The organism is Nostoc foliaceum FACHB-393 (assembly GCF_014698505.1).
GTDB classification, from domain to species: Bacteria; Cyanobacteriota; Cyanobacteriia; order Cyanobacteriales; family Nostocaceae; genus Nostoc; species Nostoc foliaceum_A.
The window spans coordinates 1-5,669 of record NZ_JACJTD010000144.1; the positions used below are offsets into that span (position 1 = coordinate 1).

Below are 5,669 nucleotides of genomic sequence, written 5' to 3' on the forward strand. Positions count from 1 at the left end.
TAAGCTAATTCACATTTTTAAAAATACTTGATTTATTTTATTTATCATTCCATCAATTTTTACAATTATCTATGTCATTTTGGAATCTCCCTTAGTTTTTATTAGTAAATAAGATGCGTTTGCCCTGACCATAAGATGCTTTGATTAATTCCGATTCTACCCATACACGACAGAACAATACATTTTCATCTGTCGTCCCTGGAGTAGGCTGTAGTGTGATGGGAGAATATAATTGTTGTGGGGTCAAAGTTGCGATCGCCGCAAGTATGCACTTTGAAAAATGCGTGTCGTAGCCTGATTCTAAGATATATGTCCGGTCTGCTTGCATAGTTATTAGTAACTTGCAGGTTTCTTTTTTACGGCGTTCTGTATTCTCAAACCGCAGTTCTTTAAGATATCCAGTTAAGGCAGTTTGAGGGACATCATTCGGTTCACCATTGAGTGTGTACCATAATCCTCCGTGCTGACGATTGCAGTAGATTTTACAATTGCCAGCTTCAGAGTGCAATCCAAGTTTCGGTTTATTAATTGCTGCGACTAACTGCTTGAGTAGTTCCTCTTGGCGCATCAAGGCAGCAAGTAATTCGGAATTTTCTTGAGGGTTCATTGTTCAATACCAACACATCTCACTTTCGCATTGGCGAAGCCGTTGACTTCTTAAAACAGCAGGCGCGACCGATGAAGATTTCGGTCACGCCTTCTGATTTTCTTACGCCGCTACCAACTCCTGACGAACTTGCGGCAGTTCAATCGGAGCAGTTACCCTGGACAGTGCTTCTACAGCCTCTTTTACACTCCAGTACCGTACTCCATCGCCACAGCGCCAGTAGTATGTCTTGGGGTCGTTTTCCCAGACTTCCTCAGCGTTTCTGACCTTGAAGAGTATGCCCAAAAACTCACCATCTAGATATACATTGTGAGCCATCTGAAGGTCAGTCTTGCCGACATAAGTTAGTCGGTAGCCGTTCACTGGCGTACACAAGTCTTCTGCACGAGTACCGCGATACCCACAGTTACCGCACCCATGTCCTTCGCAGTCTGGACAGATAGCAGCAGGCATATTCCACTTCGGCAGTGTAAAATCCCATTCAGCCGGTGGGGTTAATATTCGAGCCTTGTGGGAAATATAACAACCAGCATGACCGATTACTTTATTAGAATGGTATTGGACGCTCAACGATAGCCAATCACAATCACCTAACAAGCCAATTTTCTCAGTAGCTTGTTTTAATTCTTCATCTTCTTTGTGATTACATTCTACTGGAGCAGAAAGACTCGCTTTTACCTCTGCAACAGCACGTTGAAATGATTGTTTGTGGTATCGAGCATAACCGTGGTTCATTTTTACCCACACGATATCATCCGAGTTTATCCAGATAGTCACTACATCTTCGGGCTTGCACTCTTTTGAATAGTCCGATTGATTGACGATAGTTGCAATGATTTGGCGATGGCTACGCCCGCCGCAGGCATCGCGTGTGGTTAGCGGATCTCTTGTTGGCGCAGGAGCTGAAACTTGTGTAATCATTAGAAATACCTCTTAAATGGGTAAAAAGGCGATCGCAAGTTTTGCAGACACAGCGATCGCCCTATTTTTATTAGTCAGTTTGTTGTGGCAAGCCACAACACTCTCACTCTAGAATTGGCGAAGCCTCATAGAACCCATTTGGGAATCAGGTTTCTGCGATGCGATCTGCTTTGCAGCAACGCTAGGCTAACGCCTCGCTTCGCTAACGTGATCGCTTTGGGCCCCTACTCATCCCTACTCAATCTTCCAATTAGGCGTATAACCAGAAGTAACTTGGCTATACATTTGCAAGACCGATGCAGAAATACGTCCTGAGAGTTTTGCGATCGCCCATAGCGCTCTTGTAAAATCATTTTCAATTGTTGAGAATTCGCAAGAGAAAAAAGTTTATGGCACAAATGTCGGGTCAAGACCCCTCGGAAATCACAATGGCAACGGTTGATGAAGAACGAAAAGGCGCAACTTTCAGAGGTACGGTCATCCTTGGGATAGATCCTGATGCTGGGGAAGTCGTTTTCTTTAGAGACTTTTTAATTGAAGATTATAAAGGCGAACTTACCGCAAATCTTGCAACAGATGGCGATATAACGAAAAGCATTGATTTAGGCGAACTCGATCATAAAAGCCCCAGTTTTAGGCTGCCAATTCCGATGGGAACGGATACATTACCCTACAATACAGTCGTGTTGAGCGACAAAAAAAGCAAGAAAAAAATCCTGACGATCAATCTATAAAATTTGTAACTTAGCTCGTAGTTCAGCCAAATTCGATTGCCCTCCTGTATATATCTCAAATGGGTTCTATAAAAGTGTTCAAGGGTAAAGCGTATTAACTGATGTCAAAACACCAGACAGCACAAAGCTGTAGAGAAGATATTGGGATATTACCGTGTCCTCTGTACAGCCATGTGATAAGAATTGATTGAAAAGGCGATTGCATACTACTGAGTACGCAATCGCCTTAATTCTGGAAAGATTGAAGTTTTTACAACCAGTTTTCAGACTTGATTTGGTCATCGGAATCATCTCCGGTGGCTTGAGCAATACAAGTTTTTGGCTTCCGGCTGCTAGTCCCGGTGGCGGCTGGTTTTAGGTTTCGTATCGTTAACTCGATTTGTAAGGGTTGAATTTTGAGCGCTTCTTTGTTTTTCAAAAGAGGCATCGCGCTCGTCTCCTCTCTTATGATTACCATACTACTACGCTCACCAGTGGTTGTCAAGCAATTTTAACTGGTGAGCGTAGTAGATAGTGTCTTAACTGTTGTAATCTATGTTCCAAATAAGTGAAGTGATATCCCCATCTAAAGCAGCACAAAGTTTCTCTAGAATTTCTGTACTAACAGTCATCTGAGTTGGTTTCTTTGGTTTATTAATAAAGACGTGAGGAGTCTCTAGCTGCTGAATATAAGCCACAGAAACTCCCACAGCATCAGATAGCTTTTGTCTACTATATCCAGCTTTCTCTCTTAGCTCTCTGAGTTTTTGGGCATTTTCTTCATTCCACCTAAACGCAGCGATGGGTGTTACATCTACTGTGATATTCATTTTTACTTTAATTTTATTTTCACTGCGCTCGCCAGTTGACATGATAATACTATTAATATACTGGTGTCAACCATAAGGCTACACCAAGCAAAGGTGAAAGCGATCGCTTGCCCATTAGCAATGCGATTATTTCAGCCTGCGTCAACCAGAGAAACACAACACCTGTTCAAAGACTCTTACGGGAATGGCACTAAATTAAGCTGAAGGGTAGGCGGCGTAAGGATTGCAGAGGAGCAGGGGGGCAGAGGGGCAGAGGAGAAATTCTCTTGCTTCTTTCCGTATGTCTCAAGTTTTCTGTCCGTATGCTTCTTCCTTCTTCTTTCTCCCCTGCTCCTCCGCTCCTCTGCACCCCTGCTGCCTCAACGATTTTCCCTTTTCTTAGTGCCATTCGACTTTTACGGTTAATTTCCTTAAGGCCAAGTGAAACTCACAAAGAATTCATTGCCGTAGAGATAAGAAACCGAAATTTAAAACTACTTAACTAGCTTTGAGAATCCAGGCAAGGTTTAAGAATGGCTCTCACCAGCAGTAATCGTGAAAGGGCTTGAAAGTTGATATTGCTACCCTAATCTCTACCGACAGAAAGATTTATACAAAGGACAAGAGGTTTAAGGTAGGTACAACCAACAGTAACGCAAGGAAAAAACAAATGAATCTACCTGCAACTGTTAGCACAAAACTCCAGAAAAGTGCGGCATTTATATTGCTTTCTCTAGCTTTAGTCGGTTTAGAAATTCCTTCTTCAACTGGACAAAGCCTGCCAAATAGCTCAACCAAATCGGCTCCGCTTGCTGATGGAACATATTTATACGGCGAAACTCCACAACCTAATCAAATAGGGAAAGCCTACTTATTATTACAACGTCAACAAGGAAATATTGTCGGAGCTTTGTACTATCCTAATTCTGAGTTTAGTTGCTTTACAGGAAAACAGAATAACAACACAGTTTCTGCTAAATCACTTAGTTACAATAAAGCAAAAACTGAAAATATGAAAATTAACCTATCCAATTTTCATCAAATCAAACTTATTAGCCCTAACGACCAACGCATCCTCTCAGTCTGCAAGCAAACATAGGACACCAAGCCTAAAACAGATTCCGTCGCTTCCCGCAGAGTGTCAAAAAAAGAGAGTTGTTTGTTCCCTTGTTCACCTCTGTCTGCTAGAAAAAATCTTTCTTAGTATTGTAGAAATTGGTAGAATTGGCTACCTGATATTCCTCTTGAAGGATTGAAAAGTCATGATGGCTCAAAACAATAGCAATGGCAATATCCCTCATACTTTGTGATTTTTCCAATCTTTCTCCCAAATAAATCTGCCAATAAATTTCCACATCACTTTCAAGAACTAGCTTCTCAATTTCTGTAACAACACCATTCTGCTTTGGATGAATCGAGGAAGCGCTGTACTTCCACTCATTTCTATCCTTGAGAAGGATATCAGGCGAATCACCAATCTGTAATTGGAGATGTAACTCGTTTAGACGTAGCCCCTGATATATGTAAAACATTCTTGATACAAGCGCTTCCGGGGGGCGTGCAGCTACTCCCATTAGGATTGCTTCTTCGCTTATAGAAGGTATTAATAAATCAATATTGAGTATACCATTTTTCGGGTAATTGTGTTCTAAACTTTCTAACACATCACTTGAAAATTGCCAGAGTTTCTGAAATTTTGGTTCTTCTTCTCTAACAATAATATTGCCGATTTGATGACCAGAAATGAACTCATCATTAGGTCGATACTGCTTGCAAGCAGCGAAATAACAAGGCTGACCGTTTTTTAGAACAACACTTGTATTGTATAACTCACCTCTAATGAATTCATTCATCTCAAATTCGGAATTTGAATCTACATTGCTTTCACACCAAGCTTTCAAATCATCAACAGTAGAGATTATTGTGCTTTTTTCACTTCCGCCTCTGATAACTGGTTTGATCAAAATGTGATCACCTAGTTCTTCTAGAACAAACTTTAAGTATGAAACCGGCTCTTTACGGTATTGGTCTTGAGCAAAAATCAGATACTTAGGCACCCGAATCAGGGAATTTTTGAGGGCAGATTTGAGGTAACTCTTATCAGTAAGCTGCTGGATCATCGTTGGGCGATCGCCTGGCATATTTAGAGCTTCACGCAACTGTGCAGCTAAGAGTACTGAATACTCATCGTTGGTGACAATCCGGCAGTTATCATCTAATAGTTTATAGTCAGTCTTAATCTGTTGATAGGTTTGGAGCAGATTTTGTAAATTATAAGGTTCTACAATCTGCACAATATCCAAGTATTGATACTGGGAGGGTACAACCTCACTGAGTCCTCGCCGACTACAGAGTAAAACTAGATTTCTATTCTCTAAGCAGATATGTCTAAAATCAGTTTTGCTCAGAAACATATCATGTAGCATAAAGACAGTCTGCTTATTGCTATCTATCTTACTACTATGTAAAGCAACTGGATTTGCCGATTCGCCGAGCATTTGTTGTACTAAGTGGACAATTTCTTGTGAACATCCCCATGACAACGTTACACCTGACCCTCCATGTCCATAATTATAAAATATGTGTGTGTTTAAAACTCTTTCCACACAAACATTTTCC

Annotated in this window: 7 protein-coding genes and 1 pseudogene; 2 read left to right on the plus strand and 6 right to left on the minus strand. The window is 41.1% G+C overall.

The annotated features are described in order from the left end of the window. Positions 1 to 91: 91 nt before the first annotated feature. Together H6G92_RS38015 and H6G92_RS38020 are read right to left on the minus strand one after the other, a co-directional pair. The gene (locus tag H6G92_RS38015; RefSeq protein WP_190901931.1) at positions 92 to 607 is read right to left on the minus strand and encodes a hypothetical protein; all 516 of its coding nucleotides are present in this window, start codon (positions 605 to 607) and stop codon (positions 92 to 94) included. A gap of 102 nt (positions 608 to 709) precedes the next feature. Beyond that, positions 710 to 1,528, minus strand: coding sequence for a hypothetical protein (locus H6G92_RS38020; RefSeq protein ID WP_190901933.1), 819 nt, complete (start codon positions 1,526 to 1,528; stop codon positions 710 to 712). Positions 1,529 to 1,956: 428 nt separating this feature from the next. Here H6G92_RS38020 and H6G92_RS38025 point away from each other — a divergent pair, with 428 nt between their 5' ends. Further along, a complete protein-coding gene (locus tag H6G92_RS38025; RefSeq protein ID WP_242059519.1) occupies positions 1,957 to 2,262 on the plus strand; it encodes a hypothetical protein in 306 nt (101 codons plus the stop codon). Between the two features lie 250 nt (positions 2,263 to 2,512). Here the strand turns inward: H6G92_RS38025 and H6G92_RS38030 are convergent, their stop codons facing one another. The 3 genes from H6G92_RS38030 to H6G92_RS38040 form a co-directional block, all read right to left on the minus strand. Beyond that, entirely contained in the window at positions 2,513 to 2,689 is a 177-nt protein-coding gene (locus H6G92_RS38030) for a hypothetical protein (protein WP_190901935.1), read from the minus strand. A 91-nt stretch (positions 2,690 to 2,780) separates the two neighbouring features. After that, on the minus strand, positions 2,781 to 3,113 hold the full coding sequence (locus tag H6G92_RS38035) for a helix-turn-helix domain-containing protein (protein WP_094345915.1): 333 nt from the start codon (positions 3,111 to 3,113) through the stop codon (positions 2,781 to 2,783). Positions 3,114 to 3,261: 148 nt separating this feature from the next. Continuing rightward, positions 3,262 to 3,459 carry a hypothetical protein gene (locus tag H6G92_RS38040; RefSeq protein ID WP_190901937.1) on the minus strand — a complete coding sequence of 66 codons (198 nt, stop codon included), beginning with the start codon at positions 3,457 to 3,459 and terminating at the stop codon, positions 3,262 to 3,264. Between the two features lie 261 nt (positions 3,460 to 3,720). On the opposite strand from H6G92_RS38040, the gene H6G92_RS38045 reads away from it, so the two are divergent. After that, positions 3,721 to 4,149 (plus strand): hypothetical protein, encoded by a 429-nt coding sequence (locus H6G92_RS38045; RefSeq protein ID WP_190901939.1) that lies wholly within the window; start codon positions 3,721 to 3,723, stop codon positions 4,147 to 4,149. A gap of 85 nt (positions 4,150 to 4,234) precedes the next feature. Here the strand turns inward: H6G92_RS38045 and H6G92_RS38050 are convergent. Next, positions 4,235 to 5,669 (minus strand): annotated as a pseudogene (locus H6G92_RS38050) (ATP-grasp domain-containing protein); the annotation flags it as partial.

Excerpts from the sequence above, each read along its gene's own strand:
- H6G92_RS38040 (WP_190901937.1), bottom strand. The coding sequence starts at position 3,459 with ATGGCACTAAGAAAAGGGAAAATCGTTGAGGCAGCAGGGGTGCAGAGG.
- H6G92_RS38045 (WP_190901939.1), top strand. The coding sequence starts at position 3,721 with ATGAATCTACCTGCAACTGTTAGCACAAAACTCCAGAAAAGTGCGGCA.
- H6G92_RS38020 (WP_190901933.1), bottom strand. The coding sequence starts at position 1,528 with ATGATTACACAAGTTTCAGCTCCTGCGCCAACAAGAGATCCGCTAACC.
- H6G92_RS38015 (WP_190901931.1), bottom strand. The coding sequence starts at position 607 with ATGAACCCTCAAGAAAATTCCGAATTACTTGCTGCCTTGATGCGCCAA.
- H6G92_RS38035 (WP_094345915.1), bottom strand. The coding sequence starts at position 3,113 with ATGTCAACTGGCGAGCGCAGTGAAAATAAAATTAAAGTAAAAATGAAT.
- H6G92_RS38025 (WP_242059519.1), top strand. The coding sequence starts at position 1,957 with ATGGCAACGGTTGATGAAGAACGAAAAGGCGCAACTTTCAGAGGTACG.
- H6G92_RS38030 (WP_190901935.1), bottom strand. The coding sequence starts at position 2,689 with ATGCCTCTTTTGAAAAACAAAGAAGCGCTCAAAATTCAACCCTTACAA.